The 24,970-nt window shown below is 71.9% G+C and carries 21 protein-coding genes and 1 riboswitch; of the genes, 7 read left to right on the top strand and 14 right to left on the bottom strand.

The annotated features are described in order from the left end of the window. Positions 1-26 precede the first annotated feature (26 nt). A complete protein-coding gene (locus QE438_RS09785) occupies positions 27-944 on the bottom strand; it encodes a M23 family metallopeptidase (RefSeq protein WP_306996375.1) in 918 nt (305 codons plus the stop codon). Beyond that, positions 932-2,026 carry a phytase gene (locus QE438_RS09780; protein ID WP_306995992.1) on the bottom strand — a complete coding sequence of 365 codons (1,095 nt, stop codon included), beginning with the start codon at positions 2,024-2,026 and terminating at the stop codon, positions 932-934. Before QE438_RS09780 ends, QE438_RS09785 begins: the two co-directional genes overlap by 13 nt. Before the next feature lie 131 nt (positions 2,027-2,157). Beyond that, positions 2,158-2,283, top strand: a riboswitch (SAM riboswitch). Between the two features lie 91 nt (positions 2,284-2,374). Here QE438_RS09780 and QE438_RS09775 point away from each other — a divergent pair. The 3 genes from QE438_RS09775 to QE438_RS09765 are packed head-to-tail and all read left to right on the top strand — an operon-like array spanning position 2,375 to position 5,708. Further along, complete coding sequence (locus QE438_RS09775; RefSeq protein WP_306995994.1) at positions 2,375-3,412, top strand: homoserine O-succinyltransferase; 1,038 nt, start codon at positions 2,375-2,377, stop codon at positions 3,410-3,412. Then, on the top strand, positions 3,409-4,626 hold the full coding sequence (locus tag QE438_RS09770) for an O-succinylhomoserine (thiol)-lyase (protein WP_130528431.1): 1,218 nt from the start codon (positions 3,409-3,411) through the stop codon (positions 4,624-4,626). The genes QE438_RS09775 and QE438_RS09770 overlap by 4 nt, the downstream gene beginning before the upstream one ends. Continuing rightward, positions 4,623-5,708 carry a homoserine dehydrogenase gene (locus QE438_RS09765; RefSeq protein WP_306995997.1) on the top strand — a complete coding sequence of 362 codons (1,086 nt, stop codon included), beginning with the start codon at positions 4,623-4,625 and terminating at the stop codon, positions 5,706-5,708. The genes QE438_RS09770 and QE438_RS09765 overlap by 4 nt, the downstream gene beginning before the upstream one ends. A 165-nt stretch (positions 5,709-5,873) precedes the next feature. On the opposite strand, the gene QE438_RS09760 is transcribed toward QE438_RS09765, so the two are convergent. The 4 genes from QE438_RS09760 to QE438_RS09745 form a co-directional block, all read right to left on the bottom strand. Continuing rightward, positions 5,874-6,032: a hypothetical protein gene (locus QE438_RS09760; RefSeq protein ID WP_165394628.1), complete on the bottom strand. Its 159-nt coding sequence runs from the start codon at positions 6,030-6,032 to the stop codon at positions 5,874-5,876. Between the two features lie 215 nt (positions 6,033-6,247). After that, positions 6,248-7,246 (bottom strand): alpha/beta hydrolase, encoded by a 999-nt coding sequence (locus QE438_RS09755; protein ID WP_306996000.1) that lies wholly within the window; start codon positions 7,244-7,246, stop codon positions 6,248-6,250. Between the two features lie 168 nt (positions 7,247-7,414). Then, positions 7,415-8,797 (bottom strand): L-serine ammonia-lyase, encoded by a 1,383-nt coding sequence (locus QE438_RS09750; RefSeq protein ID WP_306996002.1) that lies wholly within the window; start codon positions 8,795-8,797, stop codon positions 7,415-7,417. Positions 8,798-8,830: 33 nt separating this feature from the next. Then, a complete protein-coding gene (locus tag QE438_RS09745; RefSeq protein ID WP_130561528.1) occupies positions 8,831-9,556 on the bottom strand; it encodes a GntR family transcriptional regulator in 726 nt (241 codons plus the stop codon). A 191-nt stretch (positions 9,557-9,747) separates the two neighbouring features. Between QE438_RS09745 and QE438_RS09740 the strand changes: the two genes are divergently transcribed. After that, positions 9,748-9,978: a glutaredoxin family protein gene (locus QE438_RS09740; protein ID WP_130524261.1), complete on the top strand. Its 231-nt coding sequence runs from the start codon at positions 9,748-9,750 to the stop codon at positions 9,976-9,978. Between the two features lie 13 nt (positions 9,979-9,991). Here QE438_RS09740 and QE438_RS09735 read toward each other — a convergent pair whose 3' ends face one another. The 4 genes from QE438_RS09735 to QE438_RS09720 all read right to left on the bottom strand — a co-directional run bounded on the left by QE438_RS09735 (position 9,992) and on the right by QE438_RS09720 (position 12,586). Further along, a complete protein-coding gene (locus QE438_RS09735; protein ID WP_306996004.1) occupies positions 9,992-10,441 on the bottom strand; it encodes a nuclear transport factor 2 family protein in 450 nt (149 codons plus the stop codon). 318 nt (positions 10,442-10,759) lie between these two features. Continuing rightward, positions 10,760-11,329, bottom strand: coding sequence for a YceI family protein (locus QE438_RS09730; RefSeq protein WP_306996006.1), 570 nt, complete (start codon positions 11,327-11,329; stop codon positions 10,760-10,762). Position 11,330: 1 nt separating this feature from the next. Then, positions 11,331-11,909 (bottom strand): cytochrome b, encoded by a 579-nt coding sequence (locus tag QE438_RS09725; protein ID WP_130524258.1) that lies wholly within the window; start codon positions 11,907-11,909, stop codon positions 11,331-11,333. Continuing rightward, positions 11,906-12,586, bottom strand: a complete 681-nt coding sequence (locus QE438_RS09720; RefSeq protein ID WP_306996008.1) for a YceI family protein — start codon at positions 12,584-12,586, stop codon at positions 11,906-11,908. The genes QE438_RS09725 and QE438_RS09720 overlap by 4 nt, the downstream gene beginning before the upstream one ends. A gap of 188 nt (positions 12,587-12,774) precedes the next feature. Here QE438_RS09720 and QE438_RS09715 point away from each other — a divergent pair, with 188 nt between their 5' ends. The 3 genes from QE438_RS09715 to QE438_RS09705 all read left to right on the top strand — a co-directional run bounded on the left by QE438_RS09715 (position 12,775) and on the right by QE438_RS09705 (position 22,197). Next, complete coding sequence (locus tag QE438_RS09715; RefSeq protein WP_306996010.1) at positions 12,775-16,296, top strand: two-component regulator propeller domain-containing protein; 3,522 nt, start codon at positions 12,775-12,777, stop codon at positions 16,294-16,296. A gap of 512 nt (positions 16,297-16,808) precedes the next feature. Next, complete coding sequence (locus QE438_RS09710) at positions 16,809-20,324, top strand: ATP-binding protein (protein ID WP_306996013.1); 3,516 nt, start codon at positions 16,809-16,811, stop codon at positions 20,322-20,324. A gap of 103 nt (positions 20,325-20,427) precedes the next feature. After that, positions 20,428-22,197: a hypothetical protein gene (locus QE438_RS09705; protein WP_306996015.1), complete on the top strand. Its 1,770-nt coding sequence runs from the start codon at positions 20,428-20,430 to the stop codon at positions 22,195-22,197. 38 nt (positions 22,198-22,235) lie between these two features. On the opposite strand, the gene hemE is transcribed toward QE438_RS09705, so the two are convergent. The 4 genes from hemE to QE438_RS09685 all read right to left on the bottom strand — a co-directional run bounded on the left by hemE (position 22,236) and on the right by QE438_RS09685 (position 24,966). Continuing rightward, positions 22,236-23,306: a uroporphyrinogen decarboxylase gene (gene hemE / locus QE438_RS09700; RefSeq protein ID WP_306996377.1), complete on the bottom strand. Its 1,071-nt coding sequence runs from the start codon at positions 23,304-23,306 to the stop codon at positions 22,236-22,238. A 32-nt stretch (positions 23,307-23,338) separates the two neighbouring features. After that, a complete protein-coding gene (locus tag QE438_RS09695; protein WP_306996017.1) occupies positions 23,339-23,896 on the bottom strand; it encodes a GNAT family N-acetyltransferase in 558 nt (185 codons plus the stop codon). A 2-nt stretch (positions 23,897-23,898) separates the two neighbouring features. Next, positions 23,899-24,156 carry a WGR domain-containing protein gene (locus QE438_RS09690; RefSeq protein ID WP_130517162.1) on the bottom strand — a complete coding sequence of 86 codons (258 nt, stop codon included), beginning with the start codon at positions 24,154-24,156 and terminating at the stop codon, positions 23,899-23,901. A 165-nt stretch (positions 24,157-24,321) separates the two neighbouring features. Continuing rightward, on the bottom strand, positions 24,322-24,966 hold the full coding sequence (locus QE438_RS09685) for a TetR/AcrR family transcriptional regulator (RefSeq protein WP_306996019.1): 645 nt from the start codon (positions 24,964-24,966) through the stop codon (positions 24,322-24,324). Positions 24,967-24,970 lie beyond the last annotated feature (4 nt).

The following is a 24,970-nucleotide window of genomic DNA, read 5'->3' as shown; positions in this document are numbered from 1 at the left end:
CCTGCGATCAACGCCACCTGAACGGGTCAATGGGCCAGGCGCAGTTCTCCCAAGGGGCCGACCAGGCGCGCCGGCACCGAGACCAGGCGCATGCCGGCGTTGATCTGGACCACGAAGTGCAGGTGTGGGGCGGAGGAAAAGCCGGTGTTGCCGGACAGCCCGATGCGCTGGCCGGCGGCGACCGACTCGCCTGGACGCACCAGGCTGCCTTCGGGCCTGAGGTGGGCGTAGAGGGCCATGCTGCCGTCGGCGTGCAGGATGCGGATGAAGTTGCTGCGCCCGCGCAAGGCCTCGCGCTGCGGCCCGCCGTGTTCGAACCCGTCCTGCACCTGCAGCACCACGCCCGCGCGCGCTGCCAGGATCGGCGTGCCCTCGGGCAGGGCGAAGTCCAGCGCGTCGGCGTTCTCCGCATCGTCGTGGCTGAAGTGCCCGCCGGGCCCTTGGTCCACGCGCACCGGCGCATCGAACGGCAGCCGATACACCGCCTGCAGCGGCCGCGCCTGCGGATCGCCGGGGACCGCGTCGAGCTTGAGCTGGAAATCGCTGCCGGCCTGGGGATCGGCCACGATCAGCGTGGCGACCAGGGCGCGTCCGTGCGCGGGCAGCAGCTTGCGTACCGGCAGGGCGGGCGAGGCGACCACGCCGCGCAGGCGCAGCGCGTCCAGCTGCACCTGGACCGGCCCGGGCAGCGGGTTCTCGACCCAGGCCAGGGTGCGGGTGGGCGTGCGTTCGAGGCGCAGGCGGGCAAGGGTGCCATCCGCGGGGTCGCGACTCGCGGCGGGCGCTTGCGGGTCTCCGTCTACAGCGGACGTCGTACGCGCCTGCGCGGCGGCCTGAGGCGCGGGGCGGACCGTGTTCCACCACGGCAGCGCGGCGCGCGTCGGGCCCGGCAGGAGCAGGGCCAGCGCGACGCCGCACGCCGCGCGCCGGATCACGGCAGGCAGCTGCCGCGCAGGTGCAGGGCGCGGCCGATGTCGCGCAGGTCGAAGGCGGCGATGGCCTGGTTGTCGTGCTGTACGAATAGCGCGCCGTCGGGGAAGCGCGTCGTGCCCGCCGCGTAGAGCGCCTCGCCATCGGTCTGCGCCACGACCTTGCCGGTGAAGGTGCCCACCGGCGCCAGCGTGTCGCGGCGATAGACCCGGAACAGCGTCGGGGTGAGCTGGTCGGCCGCGATCCACCAGCCGTCGTCCAGGTCGCAGTCCCATAGCGCGATGCCCTCGGCATCGGCCAGGAACACCGGCAGGCTGGCGCCGCGGAACCGGCCTTCGAGCGTGTAATCGCGGAAGGTCGAGCCCACGCGCCGGTCCTCGTCGGCGATCAGCAGGCGGTCGTGCGCCGGATCGCCGGCGATCGATTCGACCATGCGCAGCATGCCGGCCTGGCCGGTATCGCCGAAGCTGCCGGCCGCACGCACCTGCAGGCCGCCGTCGGGCTGCAGGTCCACCTCGAAGCGGCGCACGCGCTGGTCCATCTGCTCGCGCGGCGGCAGCTGCCCGGTGCGGAAATCGGCCATGAAGCTGTCGGTGACCAGCAGCTCGAGCAGGTCCGGCGCGGTCTCGCGCAGCCACAGCCCGTAGGGCACCTTGAGCGTGTCGGCGCCGATGAAGCCGCGCGTCTTGAAATCCGGCAGCGACAGCGCCTGCACGCGGTGGTTGTCGCGCTCGGCCACGAACACCGTATCGCCCCACACCGCGATGCCGTTGGGCCGCCCGAACTGGCCCGGCCCCTCGCCCGGCCCGCCGACCGTACGCAGGCGCCTGCCGCTGTCGGCATCGAACACGATCAGCTGGTCGCTGGCCTTGGCGGTGGCGATCACCCAGGCGCCGCCGTCCTCGGTCGGCCAGACCGCCAGCGAGTCCAGCTCGGCCTGCGGCAGCGGTTCGGAGATCCAGGCCTCGCTCACCACCGCGTCGGGCGCGGGCGCCTTCAGCACGGTCTCCGGGGTCGGGCCAGGGGCGGGGCGGGGCAGGCTGGTGCAGCCGGCCAGCAGTAGGCCGGCGAGCAGGAGCAGGGGAGCGCGGTTCATGGGCGGCGATTATGCGCGAGCGTTCCGCGCAGACAGCGTCCATGCGGTACGCGGGCGGCGGTTTCAGGTGGAATCATCGCTCCATCGCGATGGAGCGATTGACAACCGCTTCCGGCGCTGGCAACCTGCGCCCACCATCGAGACCGGCAGAGGGACAGGCCCTTTGAAGCCGGGGCAGCCAGCGGGACGCGCAAGCGCCTCGTGGTCGGTGCCAAATCCTGCGGCGACGCCTTCGCGTTTAGACCGAAAGATGGTTCGTACGATGCATCGACGGCATGGCCGTTCGAAGCGCACGACGAACGCGAGCTTCCCGCGAAAGCTCGATGGCCGCTCCTTCCCGGATCCGCCATGAGCCTCGTGAACGCCGCCGCCCTCCCCGAATCCCCCGACGTCGATGCCTGTTGTGCCGGTGCGCAGGCCAGCGCCGCGGCCGCGATCCGCGGCGAACTGCCGGTGGCCCTGGCCCTGCGCCACGCCGGCGCGCGCACGCTGAACCTGCGCTACGAACTGCACGGCCCGGCCGGCGCGCCGGTGGTGTTCGTGGCCGGCGGCATCTCCGCGCACCGCCACGTCGCGGCCAGCGCGCAGTTCCCCGAGAACGGCTGGGCCAACGACCTGGTCCGCGCCGGCCGCACGCTGGATCCGGCGCGCGTGCGCATCCTGTCCTTCGACTTCATCGGCGCCGACGGCCAGCTCGACGCGCCGATCGATCCGGCCGACCAGGCCGATGCCATCGTCGCGCTGCTCGATGCGCTGGACATCGCCGCGCTGCGCGCCTTCGTCGGCTACTCCTACGGCGCGCTGGTCGGCCAGCACCTGGCCGCGCGCCATCCGCAGCGCGTCGAACGCCTGGTCGCGGTCAGCGGCGCGCATCGCCCGCATCCGTTCGCCTCGGCCTGGCGCGCGCTGCAGCGCCACGCGGTGGCGCTGGGCCAGCTGCAGTGCGCCGACCAGCAGGGCCTGTCACTGGCGCGCCAGTTCGCGATGCTGAGCTACCGCACGCCCGAGGAGTTCGGCGAGCGCTTCGACGCCGCGCCCGAGCTGGTCAACGGCCGCGTGCGCGTGGCCGCCGAGGACTACCTGGACGCCGCCGGCGCGACCTACGTCGCACGCACCCCGGTCACCGCCTTCCTGCGCCTGTCCGAATCCATCGACCTGCACCGCATCGACCCCTCGACCATCGCCGTGCCCACCCTGGTGGTGGCGGTGGAGGGCGACCGCCTGGTGCCGCTGGCCGACCTGGTCACCCTGGTCGAAGGGCTGGGCAAGCGCGGCAGCCTGCGCGTGCTGCGCTCGCCCTACGGCCACGACGCCTTCCTGAAAGAAACCGACCGCATCGACGCGATCCTCGCCACCGCCCTTCGCCCCACCGGAGACACCCTGTGAGCCATTCCTCCCACGACGCCATTCCCTGCAGCGCCGCCACCGCCGCCGTGCGCGCCGGCATCGATCGCGACACCGCCTACGGCGCGGTGACGCCGCCGATCGTGCTGTCGTCCAACTTCTCCTTCGACGGCTTCGGCAACAAGCGCCAGTACGACTACACGCGCAGCGGCAATCCCACGCGCGACCTGCTGGGCGAGGCGCTGGCCGAGCTGGAAGGCGGCGCGGGCGGGGTGATCACCTCCACCGGCATGGGCGCGATCAACCTGGTGCTCAACGCGCTGCTGCAGCCGGGCGACAAGCTGGTGGTGCCGCACGATGCCTACGGCGGCAGCTGGCGCCTGTTCAACGCGCTGGCGGCCAAGGGCCACTTCGAGCTGATCACCGCCGACCTGACCAATCCGGTGTCGCTGGGCGAGGCGCTGGCGGCCTCGCCCAAGCTGGTGCTGATCGAGACCCCGTCCAACCCGCTGCTGCGCATCACCGACCTGCGCCTGGTCATCGAGGCCGCGCACAAGGCCGGGGCCAAGGTGGTGGTGGACAACACCTTCCTGTCGCCGGCGCTGCAGCGGCCGATCGAGTTCGGCGCCGACCTGGTGCTGCATTCGACCACCAAGTACGTCAACGGCCACAGCGATGTGGTCGGCGGCGCGGTGATCGCGCGCGAGGCCGAACTGCACCAGCAGCTGGTGTGGTGGGCCAATGCGCTGGGGCTGACCGGCTCGCCGTTCGACGCCTTCCTGACCCTGCGCGGCCTGCGCACGCTGGACGCGCGCCTGCGCGTGCATCAGGAGAACGCGTCGGCCATCGTCGCCGCGCTCGACGGCCATGCGGCCGTGGCCAAGGTCTACTACCCGGGCCTGGCCTCGCATCCGGGCCATGCGCTGGCCGCGCGCCAGCAGAAGGGCTTCGGCGCGATGATCTCCTTCGAGCTGGACGGCGGCGAGGCGGCGGTGCGCGCCTTCGTCGACGGCCTGCGCTACTTCACCCTGGCCGAGTCGCTGGGTGGCGTGGAGAGCCTGGTCGCGCACCCGGCCACCATGACCCACGCGGCGATGACCCCGGAAGCGCGCGCCAAGGCCGGCATCTCCGACGGCCTGCTGCGCCTGTCGGTGGGCATTGAGCTGGCCGAGGACCTGGTCGCCGACCTGCGCGCCGGCCTGGCCCGCGCCCAGGCGGTGATCGCCCAGGCAAGCCGGAAAACGGTCGACGCATGAGCGCGGTGATCCGCCTGGGCACGCGCCGCGCACCGCGTCTGGCGTTGCTGGGCACCGGGGTGGTCGGCAGTGCCCTGGTGGGCCGCTATCAGCGCCTGCAGGCGCGCGGCGTGGCGCTGCCGGCGTTCGCCTGGATCGCCAACTCGCGCGGCGTGGTCGAAGGCGAGGGCGATCTGCACGAGGGCCTGGCGCAGCTGCGCGCCGCGCCGGCCAATGCGCGCATCGTGCCGCCCTGGGCCGAGGCCGATGCGCTGGACACCGGCGATATCGTCATCGACGCCACGGCCAGCGATGCCATCGCGCTGCGCCACGCCGAATGGCTGGGCCGCGGCGTGCACGTGGTGACCGCCAACAAGCTCGGCCGCGGCGCCGATCTGCTGCGCGCCCAGGCGATCGCCGAGGCCGCGCGCGAGGGCGCGGCGTGCTACGGCGACAGCGCCACGGTCGGCGCCGGGCTGCCGCTGCTGCGCAGCCTGCGCGCGCTGGTCGCCGGGGGCGATGCGATCGCCTCGGTCGAGGGCGTGCTGTCGGGCTCGCTGGCCTTCCTGTTCCATAGCTTCGATGGCCGCACGCCGTTCTCGGCCTGCGTGCGCCAGGCGCGCGAGGCCGGTTTCACCGAACCGGATCCGCGCATCGACCTGTCCGGCGAGGACGTGCGCCGCAAGCTGCTGATCCTGGCGCGCGCGGCCGGCGTGCCGCTGCAGGTCGGCGATGTGCGGGTCGAGTCATTGGTGCCGCAGGTGCTGGCCAGCGCGTCCGACGCGCAGGTCGATGCACTGCTGGACACGCTGGATGCGCCGCTTGAAGAGCGCCTGCGCGCGGCACGTGCGCAGGGCGCGCAGTTGCGGTTCGTCGGGCGTTTCGATGCGCGCGGCGCCAGCGTGTCGCTGCAGGCCCTGCCCGCGGGACATGCGCTGTGCGGCGGCGCCGGGACCGATAATCGCGTGGCGATCCACAGTGATCGCTATGCGCAGCAGCCGCTGCTGATCCAGGGGCCGGGCGCCGGCGCCGAGGTCACCGCCGCGGCGATGCTGGACGATGTGTTGGCCGTGTTGCCGGGTCGGGCCTCACTGGCCGCGTGACGTTGGTGCCGGCGGCCTCAGGCGGTCAGCGATTGCATGCTGTCCGTTGTTCGTTGGCGTATCGGGCGGACAGGGACGGCAGGCGCGCGATACCGCGCTTCGGCGCGAACGTTCGGCGCACCTCCGCCTTCCGTGCGCCTTCGCGATGCGTCGTGTCTGCGCGCGTCAGTCGCGCGGCAGCAGCCCGTGGGCGTTGCGCGCCGGCGGCGCCAGGCGGCTGAGCTGCAGCTGCTGCAGCACGCGGGGCTCGTGCTCGGCGCTCCAGCCGCTGGCGCTGCTTTCGAAGCACGTGGCGCACACCACGATGCCGTAGCGTTCGATCACGCGGCCCGCGTCAGAATCTGGCGCGAAATACAGTTTTTGGTCGCAGCAGAAGCATCTTGCGGTCATGGAATCGGGTAGCACGGCCTGTCCCCTGGCATTGGTTGGAATGCATGGGGAGGGATCGCGCATGGGGCGTGCCAACTTCGCGGGCGAAACTGTGACTTCGCTTCGGATTCGCGCCCAGACATCGAGAAACGCGACGCGGCGCACACTCGTCATGGCGCCAGCGCCTTCAGCAGCGCCGCATTGAACCGCGCCGGATCCTGCACCTGCGGCGAGTGCCCCAGGTCGTCGAACTCGATCAGCTTCGCGCCCGGGATCGCCGCGGCCGCGCGCTTGCCCAGCACCGGGTAGTTGCCCAGCGTGGCGCGGATCTGCGGCGGTGCCTTGCCCTTGCCGATCGCGGTGCGGTCCTTGAGGCCGATGAACAAGGTGGTCGGCACGGCGATCCTGGGTAGCTCGTAGACCACCGGCTGGTTGTAGACCATGTCGTAGGTCAGCGCCTGGTCCCAGGCGTTGATCTCCTTGCCGGCGCCGGCGTACAGGCCGGCCTGCATGCGTGCCCAACGCTCGAAGGCCGGCTTCCAGGTGCCGGCGTAGTACACGTCCAGCTGGTACTGCTTGATGCTCTCGAAGCTGGTCTTCAGCTCGCCGGCATACCACTGGTCCACGCTCTGGTAGGGCACGCCGACGGCCTTCCAGTCCTCCAGGCCGAGCGGGTCGACCAGCGCCAGGTGGCTGACCTCGCCCGGGAACATCAGCGCATAGCGGATCGCCAGCATGCCGCCCATCGAGTGGCCCACGATCACCGCCTTGTCGATGCCCAGACTGGCCAGCAATGCATGGGTGTTGTCGGCCAGCCCGGCCAGCGAGAACTGGTAATGGCGCGGCTTGGACGACTTGCAGAAGCCCACCTGGTCCGGCGCGATCACCCGATAGCCGGACCTAGCCAGGGCCACGATGGTGTCCTCCCAGGTGGCGGCGCAGAAGTTCTTGCCATGCAGCAGCACGGCGGTCTGGCCGTTGGCCTGGCCGGTCGGCGCCACGTCCATGTAGACCATTTCCAGGTCCTGCTGCTGCGCGCTGAAGTCGTAGCGCTGGACCGGATGCGGATAGTCGAAGCCTTCCAGGCGCGGGCCGTAGGCGGGCTGCTGCTGGGCGAGGGCGGGCGCGGCCAGGGCGGCCAGGCACAGGGCCAGGAACGAACGCGGCATGCGCGACTCCAGTGGAGGGACGAGAGACGCAGCGTAGGCAGGCCCGGGCGAGGCCGCAGTGAGGACCTCGCGCAGGCGTGCCGGCGTGTCCCAGTCCGCGGGACGCACTGGATGCCAGGCGCGAGCGCCAGCCGGGAACGCATCAGCGACGGCGCGTCCCCGCGCCGGTCAGCACTCGATGACGTTCACCGCCAGGCCGCCGCGGCTGGTTTCCTTGTACTTGTCGCGCATGTCGCGGCCGGTGTCGCGCATGGTGCGGATCACCTTGTCCAGGCTGACCTTGTGCTTGCCGTCGCCGCGCATGGCCATGCGGCTGGCGTTGATCGCCTTGACCGCGCCCATCGCGTTGCGCTCGATGCAGGGGATCTGCACCAGGCCGCCGATCGGGTCGCAGGTCAGGCCCAGGTTGTGTTCCATGCCGATCTCGGCGGCGTTCTCGATCTGGCTGGTGTTGCCGCCCAGCGCCGCGGTCAGGCCGGCGGCGGCCATCGAACAGGCCACGCCGACCTCGCCCTGGCAGCCGACCTCGGCGCCGGAGATCGAGGCGTTCTCCTTGTAGAGGATGCCCACCGCCGCGGCGGTCAGCAGGAAGTCGAACACGCGCGCCTCGTCGGCCCCGGCGCAGAAGCGGTCGAAGTAATGCAGCACCGCCGGGATGATGCCGGCCGCGCCGTTGGTAGGCGCGGTGACCACGCGCCCGCCGGCGGCGTTCTCCTCGTTGACCGCCAGCGCGTACAGGTTGACCCAGTCCAGCGTGGTCAGCGGATCGCGCATGGCCGCCTCGGGCTTGGAGGACAGCTCGCGGTACAGCGCCGGCGCGCGCCGGCCCACGTGCAGGCCGCCGGGCAGGGTGCCTTCCTGGCGGATGCCGCGCGCCACGCAGGACTGCATGGCGCTCCAGAGCTCGCGCAGGCCCTCGCGGATCTCCTCCGGGCTGCGCCAGACCTGCTCGTTCTCGAACATCAGCTGGGCGATGGACAGGCCGGTCTCGTTGCTGCGCGCGATCAGCGCATCGCCGCTGGCGAAGGGATGCGGCAGGGCGGTCTCGTCGGCGACGATACGGTCCTCGGCGGCCTCGTCGGCATTGACCACAAAGCCGCCGCCGACCGAGTAGTAGTCGCGCGTGGCGATCACGTTGTCGGCAGCGTCGAAGGCGGAGAAGCGCATGCCGTTGGTGTGGAACGGCAGCTTCTGGCGCTTGTTCATCACCAGGTCGCGCTTCTCGTCGAAATCGATGGCGTGCTGGCCCATCAGCCGGATGCGCTTCTCGCCGCGGATGCGCGCCAGGGTGGCCGGGATGATGTCCGGGTCGATCAGGTTCGGGCGGTGGCCTTCCAGGCCCAGCAGCACGGCCTTGTCGGTGCCGTGGCCGCGGCCGGTCAACGCCAGCGAGCCGAACACCTCGGCGCGCAGCCGCGCGGTGCGCGCCAGCTGGCCCGGATCGAGCAGCCAGCGGTGCACGAAGCGCTCGGCCGCGCGCATCGGCCCGACGGTGTGGGAGGAGCTCGGCCCGATGCCGATCTTGAACAGGTCGAAGGTACTGACGGCCACGGTGGATTCCAGGCAGGGGTTGCGTTGATGGGGTCAGCGCGACGCGCGCGCCTGCGGCGCTGGCGCATCGGGCTGCAGGTGGCGGGCCAGCGCCGCGCGCACGCTGGCGTGGGTGCGGGCCATGTGTTCGTCGTGCAGGCGGCAGGCCTTGATCACGTTGCGCGCCAGGGCCGCATCGGCGATGGCCATGTGCTCGTCCAGCGAGAAGCGCTTGTCGCGGGCGCGCGGCAGGGCGGCGTACCGATAGCGCTCGGCCTGGTGATAGAACATGTCCTGCAGGCGCAGCAGCCAGGGCGAGCGGCAGGCGCCGAGCAGGGCGCGGTGGAAGGCGAAGTTGCGCGCCTCCAGTTCGTCCAGCACATCGCCCGGCGGCTGGGTGGTGCTGCCGGAGAGGTCGCGTTCGATCGCCGCCAGCGCGTCCAGCGCCTGGACCACCTGCGCCTCCCAGGCCGCATCGCCGTGCAGGATGGAGTCGTTCATCGCCTCGTCCACCACCAGCACGCGCACCTTGGCGATGTCGTCCAGCTCCTGCAGCGACAGCGGCGCCACCCAGAAGCCGCGCTGGTCCGCGCTGACCACCAGCTGCTCGCCGCACAGGCGCGCCAGCGCCTCGCGCAGGGGCGCCAGGCCGATGCCGTAGCGCTGCTGCAGCTCGGCCAGCTTCAGCTTGGCGGCGGCCTTGAGCCGGCCGCGCACGATGTCGTGCCGCAGCTGCTGGTGGATGCGGCTGGCCAGGGTGCCGGTGACGGCGGCGTCCATAAAATCGAAATTATTCGGAGGAGTGCGGGCTCATCCGGCATTGTAGGCCGGCTTGGTGGCGCTTAATTTCGATATTCGCGCCCGGTCATGGGATCGTCCCGAAACCATGCCGTGGTGGACACTCGACGCCGCGTCTCCACGCGGGTTAACTCAGTCGCTCGCTCGCTCGCTCGCCTGCCCGCCACGCCCGCATGACCGACCTGCTGCTCTACCAGCGCGACGACTGCCACCTGTGCGATGCGGCCCTGGCCGTGCTGGCCGCCGCGCGCGTGCCGGAGCCGGCCAGCGTCTTCATCGACGACGATGCCGCGCTGGAGGCGCGCTACGGCCTGCGCGTGCCGGTGCTGCGCGACGCGCGCTCGCAGGCCGAACTGGACTGGCCCTTCACCATCGAAGCGGTGCGCGCCTTTTTGGCGCGCTGAGGGCCCGGCAGGCTCAGTGCGCCGGCGGCGGCGTGTTCGCCTTGATCGGCGTGTACTGCGCGGACACCAGCACCCAGCCCTGCGGCGTGCGTTTGGCGGTGGCGCCCAGGCGCATCGCCATCGCGCGCTCGCCGACCACGTAGTGCAGCTGCGCCGAGAGCACCGCGGCGTCGCCATGCGCGCGCACGACCACCTCGTCCATCGTCACCGGCGGCGCGGCGACCTTCTTGTCCGGCGCGTAGAACGAGAGCACCGCGTCGTGCTCGTCCACCTGGCCCAGCGGGCTGATCTCGACGAACGAGGCATCCAGCACCTGGCGCAGGCGCTCCAGGTCGAAGTCGAGTTCGGCCTGCTGGTACTGGCGCAGGGCGTCTTCCGGCGTGGCCGGCAGGGCCGACGGCGCGGCGGCCGCGGGCAGGGACAGCGCGGCGGACAGCAACATCGCGATCAGGGGCGCACGCATGCTCGAAGGCCTGGCAAGGAAAGTGCCGGCACGATGCGCTGCGCGCGCGGACCCCGCATGGCCGGGAAGTCATGCGCACCTCTGGCCTAGTGCTTCCCCGCATTGTGGGAGCCACTGTCTCTTCAAATCTTGCAGCGGCCTGTAGCGCGGAGCTTTTGGCAATCCCCTCTTGGGGAATCCGCTGCGCTTCGTTCGGTTCGTGGGGAAGGCCCCAGCGGAGCGAGCTCCGCTCTACAGGTGGGAGCCGCCATGGCGGCGATAGGGCTTTAACGGGAAAGCTCCATCGCCGCCGTGGCCACTCCTACCCATCTTTCCCGCTCAGCTGCCGGGCTTGAGCACGACCTTGGTGCTGATGGCCACCGCGTCGGGGATGGTCTTGGTGTCCTTCCAGTCGCCGCCGCCGACGCCGAAGTCCAGGCGCTTGACCGTGGCCTTGCCGGCCAGCGTGGGCTGCGCGCCCGGCGTCCACACGAAGGTCAGGGTCACTGGCTTGGAGACCCCGCGCAGGGTCAGCACGCCGTCGGTGCTGTAGCGATCGCCGCCCAGCGACTTGAAGCCCTTGGCCTTGTAGGTGGCCTGAGCGAACTTGCCTACGTCGAAGAAGTCAGCGCTGGCCAGGGTCGAGTCGCGGTCGCCGTTGCCGCTGCTGGTGCCGGCCAGGCCGATGGTGACGTCGATCGTGCCCAGCTCCGGGTGGGCCGGATCGAAGCTGACCTTGGTGTCGAACTTGCCGAACTTGCCGGTGAAGGTCTCCCCGTCGTAGCTGCTGGCGAACACCAGCGTCGAGCCGGGCGCCTGCACGTAGGTGGCGGCGCGGGCCGGGGCGGCGACGAAGGCGGCCACCAGGGCGGCGGCGGTCAGGGCGGGGCTGATGAAATTGCGGGACATGTCATGCATCCTTCGGTTGGGCCGACACGCGCAACCAGCCGCGCGGCAGCATGCGGGCGAGCGTGGCGTCGCCCTGGAACAGGTGGTGGTAGAACGCCGCGCCGGCGTGCAGCGCCACCAGCACGATCAGCACGTACAGGCCCCATTCGTGCGCCGAATGGGCCAGGTGGCGCAGGTGTTCGTCGGGCGCGACCAGCTTGGGCATCTCGAACAGGCCGAAGAACTTGAACGGCCGCAGCCCGCTGGCCGAGTCGTACAGCCAGCCCGACAGCGGCATGGCGAACATCACCCCATACAGCAGCACATGGGTCAGCGTGGCGATGGCGTGCTGCCAGCGCGGCGTGCCCGGCACCGGCGGCGGCGCGCCGGCGTACAGGCGCCAGGCCAGGCGCAGCGCCACCAGCACCAGCACGGTGATGCCCAGCGACTTGTGCGCGGTATAGACCCAGAAGTACTTGGGCGTACGCGGCAGGTCGCCCATGGTCAGGCCGACCACGCACAGCACCAGCAGCAACAGCAGGATCAGCCAGTGCAGGGTCTGGCTGACGGCGCCCCAGCGTTGGGCATTGGCTCGGGTCATGGCGTGGCGGGTTCCTGGGCGGGCGTGGACGGGGAGGTGGCGTCGGCGGGCGTGGCGGCGGCGGGTTCGAGCGCCTCGCGCGTGCGCGTGGCCTCCACCTGCAGGTTCAGCTGCACCGCATCGCCGATCACCGAGGGCCAGGCATCGATGCCGAAGGCCGCGCGGCTGAGCGTGGTGGTGGCCGAGAAGCCCACCGTGCGCCGGAACGGCGGCAGCGGATGGCGCTTGAGCTGGTTGAAGGTCACCGCCAGGGTGACTTCGCGGGTGACGCCGTGCAGGGTCAGCTGGCCGACCACGTCGAAGTGGTCGCCGCCGCGCGGCATGACCCGGGTGGAGACGAATTCGGCGCGCGGATGGTCCTTGACGTCGAGCAGGTTGGAGGCGGCCACGGCCTTGTTCCAGGCCGCATCGCCCAGATCGGCGCGGTCCAGCGGCACGCTGACCTGCACGCGCGCGCGGCTCCAGTCGTCGGGGTCGAATTCGATCAGCCCGGTGCTGCCCGAGACCGTGCCCATCGCCTGCGAGAAGCCGGCGTGCGAGACGGAGAACAGCACCCGGGTATGGACCGGATCGAGCTGGTAGGTCTCGCTGGCGGCCCAGGCGGCGCCCGGCATGGCCAGGGCGACGAGCAGGCAGAGGCGCGAGCGCAGCGTGCGGAGGCGGGATGGGTTGGGCATGGGGGGATTCTAGGCATGCCGCCGGTCGCGCGCTTCGGGCCCTGCGGCAACATTCCATTGCGCGGCGCGCAATGGCGTTCTGGCCGGACCCGCGGCGTGCGCAGTTGCCAGCCCCGGCCACGGGCCTGCACGATGGCCCGCAGGCGGGTCGTGATGGCGCGCGCAGGCGGGTGAAGGAAGAGATCCGGATGTGGGGACGCGCGATCGTGTTGTGGAGCCTGCTGGCCTGGAGCGGGCTGGCGGGCGCGCTTGTCCCGCTGACCCCGCAGCCGCGGCAGATGGGCGTGGCCGACGGCCTGCCCAGCGCCACCATCACCGCCTTCGCCGAAGACCATCTGGGTTATCTGTGGATGGCCAGCAGCGACGGCCTGGCGCGCTATGACGGGCGCGGCTTCCGCATCTGGCGGATGGAGCACGGGCTCAGGGACAACCAGCTGTGGGCGCTGTACGTCGATGCGCAGAACCAGCTTTGGATCGGCACCGAGAACGAGGGCGTGGCGGTCTTCGACGCCGATCGCCGCAACTTCCGCTTCTACAACCGCGCCAACACCCCGCAGCTGCGCAGCAATTCCATCTGGTGCATCTCGGCCACGCCGGATGGCAGCCTGTGGTTCGGCACCTCGGCCGGCGGGCTGACCCGGCGCCTGCCGGACGGGCGTTTCGAGCTTTACCGGGCCCGGCCCGACGACCCGCGCGCGCTGCCCGGGCGCGATGTGGTGCACATGGCGGTGACGCCGGACGGCAGCCTGTGGGTGGGTACGCGCAGCGGCCTGGCGCGCTGGACCGGGCATGACTTCGAACGCGTGCCGGCCGCCGCGCTGCCTTCGCCCACGATCAACCGCCTCACGGTCGAGGCCGACGGCAGCCTGTGGGTGGCGACCAGCCGCGGCGTGTCGCTGCGCAAGCCCGACGGCAGCTGGGTGCGCGACCCGTGGCGGCCGGTCACCCACATCCCGATCCTGCAGACCATGCTGCGCGACATCGCCGGCACCTACTGGCTCGATACCGCCGCCGGCATGGGCTACAAGGCCGCCGACGGCACGGTGCGCAACGTGCCGCTGTACAGCGTCTCGGCGCGCGGCGTGGTCAAGCCCAACTGGATGGGCGGCTACGAGGACCGCGACGGCGGCCTGTGGTTCGCCAGCCTCAACGCGGGGCTGTGGCATCTGCCGGCCAACTGGCGCCAGTTCGCCGTGCTCACCAACGACGCCAGCGACCCGAGCACCATGACCAACCCGTTCGTGCTGGCGCAGGCGCCGTCCAGACGCGGCGGGCTGTGGCTGGTCGGCACCCGCGGCGCGCTGGACTGGCTCGATCCGGCGACCGGCCGGGTGGAGCAGCACATCCAGCCGCTGGATCCGGTCAACTGGCCGCAGTCGGTGGAAGAGGACAGCCAGGGCCGGGTCTGGGTCGGGCTGATCGACAAGCTGCTGCGCTACGACCCGGCCACCCGCCAGCGGCGCGAGTGGACCGTGGACGATGCCCGCGACAAGCCGCTGCCCGGCGGCATCGTCGAACTGCGCCGCTGCGGCGCGCAGCTGTGGATCAGCACCAACTCGGCCGGCCTGCAGCTGCGCGACGAGCAGGGCCATGTGCTGCGCAACCTGGAACGCGGCACCGCCGACTATCCCTCCGGCCTGGTCGTGCAGCAGATGCGCTGCGACGCCGACCAGCGCCTGTGGCTGGCCACCAACCAGGGCGTGCTGACCTGGGACGCCGCGCGTGGGCGGCTGACCGCCGTGCCCGGCGCGCCGGATCAGCCCGTGTTCTCGCTGGACCTGGCCGCCGACGGCAGCCTGTGGACCGGGCGCATGGGCCAGCTGGACCATTACGCCTGGGACGGCCATCGCCTGCGCTGGCGGCAGTCGATCGGCATCGCGCAGGATTTCCCCTCCATCGCCCCGACCGGGATGCGCGTGGATGCGCGTGGCGTGGTGTGGACCATCTCCAGCCGCGGCCTGGCGCGGGTCGATCCGATCCAGGGCACGGTGCGCACCTACAGCGTGCGCGATGGCCTGCCGAACCCCGAGATCCGCCACGGCACCCTGGTCCAGGCCGTCAGTGGCCAGCTGTCGATGGCCACGCCCGATGGCCTGGTGCTGTTCGACCCGGCGCGGCTGGTGCCCTCGGCGCGGCGGCCGGACCTGCAGTTCGAATTCGTCGGCGTGCGCCGCGGCGATCGCGGCCTGGACCTGACCCATGTCGGCCATCCGCTGCTGGACAGCGAGGACCGCGACCTGCACGTGATCGCGCGCCTGCTGTCCTTCACCGGCGCCGAGGGCACCACCTATCGCTTCCGCCTCAGCGGCTACGACCCGGGCTGGGTCGAGGTGGGCAACACCGGCGAGCGCATCTTCTCGCGCCTGCCGCCGGGCCGCTACGCGCTGGAAGTGCAGGGCCGCAGCAGCGACAGCGTGTGGTCGCAGGTCAAGACACTGCGTTTCCGCGTGGCTCCGCCGTGGTGGCAGAGCCCGTGGGGCGTGGCCTGCATGGTCGGCCTGCTGATCGTGCTGATCGCTTGGTGGATGCACGCCTACCGCCGGCGCCTGCGCCGCCGCACCGAATGGCAGATGGCCCAGCACCGGCGCAGCGTGGCCGAGCAGGCTTCGCAGGCCAAGACCCAGTTCCTGGCCACGCTCGGTCACGAGGTGCGCACGCCGATGACCGGCGTGCTGGGCATGAGCGAACTGCTGCTGGCGACCAAGCTGGACGAGCGCCAGCACCGCTACATCCGCTCGATCCAGAACGCCGGTCGCCACCTGCTGCGGCTGGTCAACGACGCGCTGGACCTGGCGCGCATCGAGGCCGGCCGCCTGGAGCTGGATCAGCAGGACTTCGACCTGCGCGAACTGCTGGACGAAGTGGTCGCGCTGACCGCGCCGATGGCCGAACGGCGCGGCCTGACCTTCACCAGCGAGATCGATCCGCGCCTGCCGGCCGCGCTGCGCGGCGATGCGGTGCGTGTGCGCCAGATCCTGCTCAACCTGCTGAGCAACGCGGTCAAGTTCACCGAGCGCGGGCAGGTCCGCCTGCAGGCGCTGCCGCTGGACGGGCAGGGCCTGCGCCTGGTGGTCAGCGACACCGGCCCGGGCATCAACGCCGAGCAGCAGGCGCGGCTGTTCCGGCGCTTCGAGCAGGGCGACGGTGCGCACACGCGCTACGGCGGCAGCGGCCTGGGGCTGGCGATCAGCCAGGAGCTGGCCGCGGCGATGGGCGGCGGCATCGCGGTGGAGAGCACCCCGGGCGAGGGCACGCGCTTCGTGGTCGACCTGCCGCTGCCGGTGGCGCAGGGCGATGCGACCGGCGCGGTCCAGGCCGACGCCGTTGAGGTGCCGCTGTCGGTGCTGCTGGTCGAGGACGACGCCACCATCGCCGAGGTGATCGTCGGCCTGCTGCAGGCCCGCGGCCACCGCGTGCGCGCCGTGCCGCACGGGCTGGCCGCGCTGACCGAACTGGCGCTGGCGCCGGTCGATATCGCCCTGCTCGATCTGGACCTGCCCGGCATGGACGGGCTGGCGCTGGCGCGCGAACTGCGCCGCCAGGGCTTCGCCCAGCCGCTGCTGGCGGTGACCGCGCGCGCCGACGCGCAGGCCGAAGTGCAGGCGCGCGAGGCCGGCTTCGACGCCTTCCTGCGCAAGCCGGTGACCGGCGAACTGCTGGCCGCCGCGATGACCGCCGCGCGCGCGGCGGCCAATCTGCGCAAGGAGTAGCGCTGGCCGCGGGTGTCGTCGTTCCCGCGAACGCGGGAACCCAGCGACTTCCGCGCGAAGCCGCGAAGCTCGATTCGCGTCCCTGCAAAGGGGGCCGTCCCGTTAAATCCCGCAGCGGTCTGCCTGTAGAGCGGAGCTTGTGGCAATCCCCTTTTGGGGACTCCGCTGCTCTACGCTCGGTTCGTGGGGAAAGGCCCGCAGCGGACGGTTCGTCGGAAAGGCCTCAGCGGAGCAAGCTCCGCTCTACAGGGGGCGGCCTCCACCGGGATTGAGGCGAGGTCCACGCCCGATGGATCCGGATGCCTTTCGACTTTCGATCCCGAGCCTTCTGGCATCACGTTCGAGGCTCCCGCCCGCCGGACCGATGCCCCTCCGAAGGAAGCAGGAACGCACGCGCCCAAATCCATCCGGAAGAGACCCCACTTTTTGCCGTTCCGCACAGCACAAGCGCTTGCGCACGCCGATGCGCGTTGCGAGGATGAACCGGGGACATCGATGGAGTGAGCCGAAGCATGGAATGCCGGTGCGAGGGGCTGCGCCGTGTGCTCTGGACGCTGGCGCTGTTCTGCGCCGTGGCGAAGGCCCACGCGCAGGTGCCGCAGCGGCCCGCGTTCCGCCTGACCGCCACCGCTGAAGGCCTGCCCTCGACCTCGATCACCGCCCTGGCCACCGATCGCACCGGCTATCTGTGGCTGACCACCTACGACGGACTGGCGCGCTTCGACGGCGCCGAGTTCACCGTCTGGCAGCACGACCCGCGCGACCCCGCCTCGGTGGCCGGCAACCTGCAGCAGGCGCTGTATGTCGATCCGCGCGATCAGGTCTGGGTGGCGAGTGCCGGCTTGAGCGTGCTCGATGCCGAACGCCGCGGCTTCCGCCACTACCGCCGCGCGCGGTACCCGCAAATGCGCAGCGACGATGTGTACGCCATCGCCGGCCTGGAGGACCACGTCTGGTTCGGCACCAACGGCGGCGGCCTGTACCGCATCGACGCCGACGGCGCGCTGACCCGCTTCGACCACGCCAACACCGGCGGCGTGCTGCCCTCGGATGTGGTCACCAGCCTGGCCGTCGATGCGCGCGGCCGGCTCTGGGTCGGCACCGAAGCCGGGCTGGCCTATGTGCAGGGCCGCCGACTCCACGCGCTGCCCGCAGGCGGCCCCGGCGCGCTGGCCGTGCTCTCGCTGACCCGCGTCGGCGACACGCTGTGGGCCGGCACCCGCGCCGGGCCGCGCGTCCTGGGCCGCGACGAGGTCTGGCGCACGCTGCCGTGGTCGGCGATGTTCGAGGGCGCCAATCAGATCCTGGCCGTCGCCGATGCGGGCGACGGCGAATCCTGGCTCGGCACCGCCAACGGCCTGTGGCTGACGCATGGCGCGCAGGCGCCGCAATGGGTGCGCGATCGCGACGGGCTGTTCGACCGCCACTTCGTCACCAGCTTCCAGGCCGTGGCCGGCGGTGGGCTGTGGATGGGCGTGGTCGGCAAGGGCCTGGCCTATCTGCGCCCGGACTGGCGGCGCATGGCCGTGCTGCCGGCGGCCAAGGGCACCTCGATCAGCCCCTACTGCAGCGTGGCCCCCGGCCGCCACGGCGTGCTGTGGCAGACCGACGCGGCCGGCACGCTGGAGCAGGTCGACAGCCGCAGCGGCGCGGTGACGGTGACCGCCTTCCGCGGCATCGACCCGCTGCATCTGGGCCTGACCAGCGCGGTGCAGGATCGGCGTGGCGCGCTGTGGCTGGGCGTGCGCCCGGCCGCGCTGGTGCGGCTGGATCTGGCCACCGGCGCGCGCCGCGACTGGCCGCTGCACAGCGCCGGGCAGGTGGCGTTCGCGCCCGAGACCCTGCTGGAGGATGCGCGCGGCGATCTGTGGCTGGGCACGCCGGGCGCGGTGCAACGTCGCGATGGCCGCAGCGGGGAGGTCCTGGATGCATTCGCCCGGCATCCCGTCACCGGCCACGAACTGGCCTTCCAGCAGCTGCGCCTGGGGCCCGATGGCGAACCCTGGATCGCCAGCGGCACCGGCCTGCTGCGCTGGGAGCCGGCCACGCGGCGCCTGCTGCCGGTGGACGGGCCAGACGGCGCGCTGGAGGTGTCCGGCTTCGTGCCCGAATCGGCGCAGGCGCTGTGGGTGTTCCGCATCGGGGAACTGGAACGCTGGCAATGGCGCGAGGGCCGCTGGCAGCTGTCGCGCCGCATCGAGGCCGGCCTGCCCAACGTGACCGCCAACGGCATGCAGCGCGACGGCCAGGGCAGGCTGTGGCTGGCCACCCAGCGCGGCCTGCTGCGCGTGGACGTGTCCGATCCGCAGCGCGCGGTGGTACGCACCTTCGGCGTGCGCGACGGACTGAGCAGCCAGGAGTTCCTCGAAAAATGCCTGTACCGGCTCGAAAGCGGCGTGCTCGCCTCGACCACCAGCGATGGCGCGCTGGTGCTGATCGACCCGGCCACGCCCGACCGCGCCGCGCTCTCGCCGCCGCTGCTGCTGCGGCCGCCCACGGTCGTGCGCGAGGGCCGCATCGAAGCGCTGCCCGCGCCGACGCCGCGCCTGCGGCCGGACGACCGCGAGTTGCGCGTGGGCATGCGGCTGCTGGCCTTCGACGATGTGGCCGGCAGCCGCTACCGCTCGCGCCTGCTCGGCCTGGATCCGGACTGGGTCGATCAGGGCGCCAGCGGCGATCGCGTGCTCTCCGCGCTGGCACCGGGCGACTACACGCTGGCGCTGCAGGGCTTCGACGCCAGCGGCAACGCCTCCGCCGTGCATCGATTGCATTTCAGCGTGGCCCCGCCGTGGTGGCGCAGCGTGCCCGGCCTGCTCGTGCTCTCGCTGCTGGGGCTGTGCCTGCTGCTGGCCGGCGCCTGGGCGTATCGACGCCGCGTGCAGCGGCGCAGCGAATGGCAGATGGCCCAGCACAGGCGCGTGCTGGCCGAACAGGCCTCGCAGGCCAAGACCCACTTCCTGGCCACGCTGGGCCATGAGGTGCGCACGCCGATGACCGGCGTGCTGGGCATGAGCGAACTGCTCGCCGCCACGCCGCTGGACGCCAACCAACGCGGCTATGTGGCCGCGATCCAGAAGGCCGGCACGCATCTGCTGCGACTGGTCAACGACGCGCTGGACCTGGCCCGCATCGAGGCCGGACGGCTGGCGCTGGACGTGCAGGACTTCGACCCGCGCGAACTGCTGGGCGAGGTCGCCGCGCTCATCGCACCCAACGCCGAGCGCAAGGGCCTGGCCTTCGACTGGCAGGTGGACGCGGAGGTGCCGCGCGCGCTGCGCGGCGATCCGCTGCGCGTGCGCCAGATCGCGATGAACCTGCTGGGCAATGCGGTCAAGTTCACCGCGCGCGGCCGCGTCGCGCTGCACGCGCAGGCGGCGGAGGCGGGCGTGGTGCTGATCGTCAGCGACACCGGACCGGGCATGAGCGCCGAACAGCAGGCGCGGCTGTTCCAGCGCTTCGAGCAGGCCGAGGGCGCACGCACCACGGCGCGCTACGGCGGCAGCGGCCTGGGGCTGGCGATCTGCCAGGAGCTGGCCCTGGCCATGGGCGGGCGGATCACGGTGGACAGTGCGCCGGGGCAGGGCACGCGCTTCCTGGCGCACCTGCCGCTGCCTGCCTCGGAAGATGCACAGGAGCCGGCGGTGCGCGATCGCCCCGCACAGCAGGTGCAACCGCTGTCCGTGCTGCTGGTCGAGGACGACGCCACCGTCGCCGCGGTCATCAGCGGCCTGCTGCAGACACGCGGCCACCGCGTGCGTGCGGTGGCGCACGGGTTGGCGGCCCTGACCGAGGCGCGCGTGGAGCGCTTCGACATCGCCCTGCTCGATCTCGACCTGCCCGGCCTGGATGGCCTGGCCCTGGCCACCCAGTTGCGCGCCCTGGGCCTGGACCTGCCGCTGCTGGCAGTCACGGCCCGCGCCGATGCGCAGGCCGAACCGCTGGCGCGCGCGGCCGGCTTCGACGGCTTCCTGCGCAAGCCGGTCACCGGCGACCTGCTCGAGGACGCGATCGCGGGGCTGTGTCGATGAGGTGGGCTGGTGAGCATTCCGTCTAGGTTTGCGCGCGCTTCGGTAAGGATGCCGTACAGCGCTTGGTAGCATCGCGCCTCCGATCCGCTGTCGAGCCGTCGTCATGGATGAGTCCTCCACGCCGCCCTTGTCCGCTGTCCGTGCCGATCCGCCGCCGACTGCGCTTACCGGCAAACTCGATGGCCGGCTGACCGAGCACGGCGCGCAGGCCGAAGGCCAGCTGCGCGCCGGCGGCGAACACCTCAAGGCCGGGCTCGACGCCAGGGTCGAAGGCGCGATCACCCACGCCGAGGGCCAGGTGCGCTACACGCTGGAAGGCCGCCTGAGCGGTTTCGTCCAAGGCAACGCGGCGGCGCGCGGCTTCGGCGTCGACGCCCGCGTGCAGGAGGGCGGCACGGTCAGGTTCGAGGCCGCGGTGCCCGAGCGTGCCGCGCGCGAGATCGACCCGCGTTCGATCAATCCCTTCGACCCGGCGTCGATGCCGGCGGGCACGCGCATCAGCATGGACGCGGCGCACACCGGCAGCGTCGAGGTCGGCACCCGCCTGCGGCAGCTGGCCACCCGGGATCGTGTGGGGCAGGAGCAGGGCGTCCAGGTCTCGATCGAGGCGCTGGAGGGCCAGCGCGTGCGCGTCGTGGCCGGCCCGCGCGAGGCGGTGGAGGCCTACCACGGCGTCGGCCTGAAGCTCGGCCCGGCCAGCGCCATGCTCGGACGCGAGGATCACGTCTCCGGCGGGACGCTGCACACCGCGCAGTTCGATCTGTCCAATCCGCAGGGCCGCCAGGCCTACGACGCCTTCATGCGCTCCGGCGTCATGCCCGAACGCGATGCGCCCGGGCTGTCCGAGGTCAGCACGGTCTCGCGCCTGGACCTGCGTTCGGAAGGCAAGGTCGATCTTGGCTTGGGCGCACGCTCGACCTCGCTCTCGACCGGCGTCAACAGCGGCCAGGCCGTGCGCACCGTGCACGGCGACGGCAGCGCCGAGGTCTCGCGCACGCTGCGCTACCGCGAGCACGATGTCAGCCTGCGGATCGACCAGTCGTTCGCCGCCGATGGCACGCCGGGCGAGCGCAGCTATCGCTATCGCTTCACTCCGGACGACACCCAGGCCGGTCAGCTCAACGCGGTCTACGGGCGCGAGGGCGCGACGCCGTTCAAGGCCGGCCAGGAGGCCACCTTGCGCTTCACCGAGCAGGAGATGGCGGGGCTGCGGGCCCAGACCCTGCGTGCCAACCAGAACATCGCGCGCACCGGCGGCAACGATGTGATCCGCCTGCTGGCCGAGCCGACGCCGCAGGGCGGTCAGCGCACGCCGGAACGCTTCGCCGTCGACCTGATCCACAACCCCAGCACGCTGGCCGGCCTGCCTTCGACCCTGTACACCGTCGCGCTGCGCTCGGGCGAAGAAGCGCGCGGACGGCCGCTGTCGTTCTCGCCGCTGCCCGGGCAGCTGGAAGGCGCCGCGGTGCAGGCACCGCGGGCGCCCGCCTCGGGGGCGCCATCGCCGGCCGCACCGAAGGTCGACTTCAACACCGCCGCGACCTCGCCGCCGCAGCTGGGCCATGCCGGCCATCCCGATACGCCGCTCTTCACCGCGATCCGGGACCGCGCCCCCGCCGGCGTGAGCGAAGACCATCTCGCCCGGGCCACGCTGCTGGCGCGTCAGGAAGGCATCACGGTCGAGCGTTTGCGGCAGGTCGGCGTCCACGACCAGACCCTGTGGCTGGCGGGCGATCAGCCGGGCCAGCGCGCCGGCGTGGATCTGCGTCAGCCGGCGCCGCAGGCGCAGCAGACCGGCGCCCAGTTGCTGACGATGCCGCAGTCGCAGGACCAGGCGCAGCAGCAGGAGCGCCAGGCGATGGCCCGCGGCTGAAGCCTGGCGCGCGAAGTCGCGCGCCAGGCTGTCGCGCTTCAGCGCGCGCTGTGCCGATGCACGGCCTGGACCAGTGCGGTGACGTGATCGGGGTTCATGTCCGGCGACATGCCGTGGCCGAGGTTGAAGACGTGGCCATCGCGCGAGCCGCCGTTGCCGGCGGCGTAGCTGTCCAGCACGCGCTTGACCTGCACGTCGATCGCCGCGGGCGAGCCGTACAGCACCGCCGGGTCGAGATTGCCCTGCAGCGCCACCGTGCCGGCGGTGCGGCGTGCGGCTTCCTCCAGTTCCACCAGCCAGTCCACGCCGACCGCCTCGGTGCCGCTGGCGGCCAGCGCCTCCAGGTGCGCGGCGTTGCCCTTGCCGAACAGGATCAGCGGCGCGCGCTCGGCGCCGTGTCCGCGCTGCAGCTCGGCGGCGATGCGCTGCAGGTAGGGCAGGGAGAACTCGCGGTACATGGCCGGGCTCAGCACGCCGCCCCAGGTGTCGAACACCTGCAGGGCCTGCGCGCCGGCTGCGTGCTGGGCGGCCAGGTAGGCGATCACCGCATCGGTGTTGACCTTGAGCAGGGCGTGCAGCGTGTCCGGGTCGTTGAGCGCCATCGCCTTGATCCGGGCGAAGTCCTTGCTGCCGCCGCCTTCGACCATGTAGCAGGCCAGCGTCCACGGGCTGCCGGAGAAGCCGATCAGCGGCACGCGGCCGTCCAGCTCGCGGCGGATCAGGCGCACCGCGTCCATGACGTAGCGCAGCTCGGTCTCCATGTCCGGCACGCCCAGGCGCGCGACCTCGTCGGCGCTGCGCACGGTGTGGCGGAACTTCGGGCCTTCGCCTTCGACGAAGTACAGCTCCAGCCCCATCGCATCGGGGATGGTGAGGATGTCGGAGAACAGGATCGCCGCGTCCAGCTCGAAGCGTGCCAGCGGCTGCAGCGTGACCTCGCAGGCGATCTCGGGGTGCTTGGCCATCCCCAAGAAGCTGCCGGCGCGCGCGCGCGTGGCGCGGTACTCGGGCAGGTAGCGCCCGGCCTGGCGCATCAGCCACGCGGGCGTGCGATCGGTGGGCTGGCGGCGCAGGGCGCGCAGCAGGCGGTCATTCTTGAGCGGCGGCAGGGACAAGGCAGGTCTTCCGTAAAGAGAGGGAATCAGGCGGGGGAGGGCGCGGGGACGCGGCCCGGCAGGATCAGGCCGTACAGCAGCAGGTCCTCGAAGACCCCGTGCTTGCATTCGTGTGCCACCAGGCGGCCTTCCAGGCGCAGGCCGGCCTTCTCCATGACCCGCGCCGAGGCCGGATTACGCGCCAGGCAGGCGCCGCCGATGCGGCTGATGCCGTGCGCGGCGTGGCCATGATCGATCAGGCGGTGCGTCGCTTCGGTGGCGTAGCCCTGGCCCCAGGACGGCACGCCGATCCAGTAGCCCAGCATCGCCCGCGCGTGGGTGCGGGACATCTCGTGCAGATCGACCGTGCCGATCAAGGCACCGTCCTGGCGCAGCGTGATCGCGTAGGCGATGCGCGTGCCGGCGGCCAGCGCCGGCGCCAGTCCGGCGATCCAGGCCTGCGCCGCGCCGTCGGGGTAGGGGTGAGGAATATTGGCCGTGGTGTCGGCCACGCGCGCGTCGCCGGCCAGGCGCTGCACGTCGGCCGCGTCCGAAGGCAGGTACGGACGCAGCCGCAGGCGCGCCGTGTCGAGGACCGGCTGCATGGCTAGGCGCGCGGCGCCTCGAAGCCGTGCACGAACATCACCTGATAGCCGCGCTTGATGTGCGTGTCGCGCAGCTTCTCGAATGCGGCGGTGGCCTCGGCCTGGGCCATGAACTGCTCGCGTCGCAGCTGCCCGCGCCCCCCGACCTGGCCGGCCTCGCGCAGCAGCTCCCAGCCGCCGAACAGGTCCGGCTGCAGGGTCAGCTGCAGGTAGCGGGGCGTCTGGCCCACGCTGGGGTGTTGCTGGAGAAGGACGCGCATGAAGCGAGTTTATCGCAGCGCGGGGGAAGGCCCGCGTCGCGGCTCCCACCCGTAGAGCGGAGCTTGCTCCGCCGCGTTTCGGCCGGATCATGGAAAAGCCCCAGCGGAGCAAGCTCCGTTCTACAGGGAGACCGCAGCTTGATCTGAGAGACCGTTGTTCCCGCCTCAGCCGCCCAGCACCTGCGCCATGGTGCTGGCCAGCATGGCGCGCACGGTGTCCGGCGCGATGTCCGGGTCGCGCGCCGCACGCATCGCCAGGCCTTCGACCACGGTGCGCATCAGCAGGGTGCGCCGCTGCAGGTCGGCTTCGTCGATCGGCGCGCCGCGCGACAGATCGTGCTGGCGAAGCCAGTCGCAGACGGTCTGGGTGGTGAGGCGGTCGTGGCGCTGCAGGACCTGGGCCACTACCGGGTCGCGCTGCGCCTCGGCGGTGATCTCCACGTACAGCGCCACGCTAGCGATGCTCGCGTCCCCACCGGCGATCGACTCGCCGCGCGTCCACAGCCGGTGGATCTCCAGCAGCTCCTCGACGATGTTGGCCGACAGCGGCGTGGCCCGCATGCCCTCCTGGTCCGAACGCAGCTGGCGCTCGATCAGCGCCAGGATCATCGCCCGCTTGTTGTCGAAGTAGCGGTACATCAGCCCCTGGCTGATGCCGGCCTCGGTGGCGATGTCGCTGACCGAGGCGGCGTGGAAGCCGCGGGCGATGAAGCAGCGCTGGGCGGCATCGAGGATGCGTTCGCGCTGGGCTTGGGCGCGCGCGTTGAGCGGGACGGTGGGGTCGAGCGCGGCGGAGCGTTGCGGAGGCATGGGG

The sequence above is a fragment of the Pseudoxanthomonas sp. SORGH_AS_0997 genome (genome assembly GCF_031453535.1).
GTDB lineage: Bacteria > Pseudomonadota > Gammaproteobacteria > Xanthomonadales > Xanthomonadaceae > Pseudoxanthomonas_A > Pseudoxanthomonas_A winnipegensis.
Note: the sequence above shows the minus strand (reverse complement) of the source record. Positions and strands in the feature narration are given on the sequence as shown.

Bases quoted from the DNA above. Each gene is read 5' to 3' on its own strand.
- QE438_RS09780 (WP_306995992.1), bottom strand. From the start codon at position 2,026: ATGAACCGCGCTCCCCTGCTCCTGCTCGCCGGCCTACTGCTGGCCGGC.
- QE438_RS09755 (WP_306996000.1), bottom strand. From the start codon at position 7,246: ATGCCGCGTTCGTTCCTGGCCCTGTGCCTGGCCGCCCTGGCCGCGCCC.
- QE438_RS09690 (WP_130517162.1), bottom strand. From the start codon at position 24,156: ATGCGCGTCCTTCTCCAGCAACACCCCAGCGTGGGCCAGACGCCCCGC.
- QE438_RS09740 (WP_130524261.1), top strand. From the start codon at position 9,748: ATGACCGACCTGCTGCTCTACCAGCGCGACGACTGCCACCTGTGCGAT.
- QE438_RS09775 (WP_306995994.1), top strand. From the start codon at position 2,375: ATGAGCCTCGTGAACGCCGCCGCCCTCCCCGAATCCCCCGACGTCGAT.
- QE438_RS09725 (WP_130524258.1), bottom strand. From the start codon at position 11,909: ATGACCCGAGCCAATGCCCAACGCTGGGGCGCCGTCAGCCAGACCCTG.
- QE438_RS09695 (WP_306996017.1), bottom strand. From the start codon at position 23,896: ATGCAGCCGGTCCTCGACACGGCGCGCCTGCGGCTGCGTCCGTACCTG.
- QE438_RS09715 (WP_306996010.1), top strand. From the start codon at position 12,775: ATGTGGGGACGCGCGATCGTGTTGTGGAGCCTGCTGGCCTGGAGCGGG.
- QE438_RS09685 (WP_306996019.1), bottom strand. From the start codon at position 24,966: ATGCCTCCGCAACGCTCCGCCGCGCTCGACCCCACCGTCCCGCTCAAC.
- QE438_RS09730 (WP_306996006.1), bottom strand. From the start codon at position 11,329: ATGTCCCGCAATTTCATCAGCCCCGCCCTGACCGCCGCCGCCCTGGTG.
- QE438_RS09705 (WP_306996015.1), top strand. From the start codon at position 20,428: ATGGATGAGTCCTCCACGCCGCCCTTGTCCGCTGTCCGTGCCGATCCG.
- QE438_RS09745 (WP_130561528.1), bottom strand. From the start codon at position 9,556: ATGGACGCCGCCGTCACCGGCACCCTGGCCAGCCGCATCCACCAGCAG.
- QE438_RS09765 (WP_306995997.1), top strand. From the start codon at position 4,623: ATGAGCGCGGTGATCCGCCTGGGCACGCGCCGCGCACCGCGTCTGGCG.
- QE438_RS09720 (WP_306996008.1), bottom strand. From the start codon at position 12,586: ATGCCCAACCCATCCCGCCTCCGCACGCTGCGCTCGCGCCTCTGCCTG.
- QE438_RS09735 (WP_306996004.1), bottom strand. From the start codon at position 10,441: ATGCGTGCGCCCCTGATCGCGATGTTGCTGTCCGCCGCGCTGTCCCTG.
- QE438_RS09710 (WP_306996013.1), top strand. From the start codon at position 16,809: ATGGAATGCCGGTGCGAGGGGCTGCGCCGTGTGCTCTGGACGCTGGCG.